Genomic DNA, 900 nt, shown 5'->3' on the forward strand with positions numbered 1-900 from the left:
GTACAGCGTGGGTGCCAAGGCCCCCTCCAGGGTCAGCAGCCACCGCTTGACCGCGAGCCCCGTCTCCCCGCCGCCGAAGCCGCCGATGCCATCGGCGGCCACCACGCGGTGGCACGGCACCAGCAGCGAGATCGGGTTGGAGCCCATGATCGACCCGACCGTGCGCGCCGCGAGTGCCCGCTGCTCCGGATCCGCCGCCTCGAACGCCCCACTGCGCTCGGCGAGTTCGCCGTAGGTGATGGTGCGTCCGAAACCGACGGTCTGCTGGAGCGTACGCAGCACGGACTGCTGAGCCCCGGACGTCAGCCGCCAGTCCAGCGGCAGCTCCAACTCATGCCGCCGTCCGGTGAAGTAGTCGGCGAAGCGGCCGACCACCGCCGCCGCTCTGCGGTCGCCGGATTACCTGCGGGGTGTAGGCGGCCGCCGCCACGCCCTGGTCGGTCACGCCCACCCGCATCCGCCCGGTGGGAAGCGGCGTCTCCACGGTCACCCACATCACGCTCACCCGGCGACCCTACTGGGCACCACCGACACCCGGTCCGGGGCTGGGTGTCGGCGGCGCCCAGTAGGTGTCGTACGGGAGCGGCCGGTTGTCGTACGCGAGCGGTCGTCGTCAGGCACCCCTCAGCTGATTGTGGTCACCGGTGCCGTTGACGGAGGACGGCGGGCGGGTGGGGCGCTCCAGGATGCCCCGGGCGTCGCTCGGGATCGCCTCGGGGGCCGGGCCGGGCGGTGCGCCCGTGGTCTCGGCTGCGCCCTGGTAGGGCTGGGCGGAGCCGTTGATCTTCTCGATCGCCTGCCGGGCCTGCTCACCGGGGGAGCGGGCGGTCAGGGGCGCGCACGGGGCCGGGGCGGGTGAGGGGAGCTGCTGGCCACGGTCCTGGGCGGGCTTGGCGTGAG

At 73.9% G+C, this 900-nt stretch carries 1 protein-coding gene and 1 pseudogene; both read right to left on the reverse strand.

Annotated features, from left to right (window positions below):
• Window positions 1-375 (reverse strand): methylated-DNA--[protein]-cysteine S-methyltransferase (locus CCN51_RS37170; RefSeq protein WP_245881748.1); only part of this gene is annotated, 375 nt, incomplete at its 3' end.
• Window positions 376-613: 238 nt separating this feature from the next.
• A pseudogene (locus CCN51_RS37175) lies at window positions 614-900 on the reverse strand (hypothetical protein); the annotation flags it as partial.

It is taken from the genome of Streptomyces milbemycinicus, assembly GCF_002154605.1.
GTDB classification, from domain to species: domain Bacteria; phylum Actinomycetota; class Actinomycetes; order Streptomycetales; family Streptomycetaceae; genus Streptomyces; species Streptomyces milbemycinicus.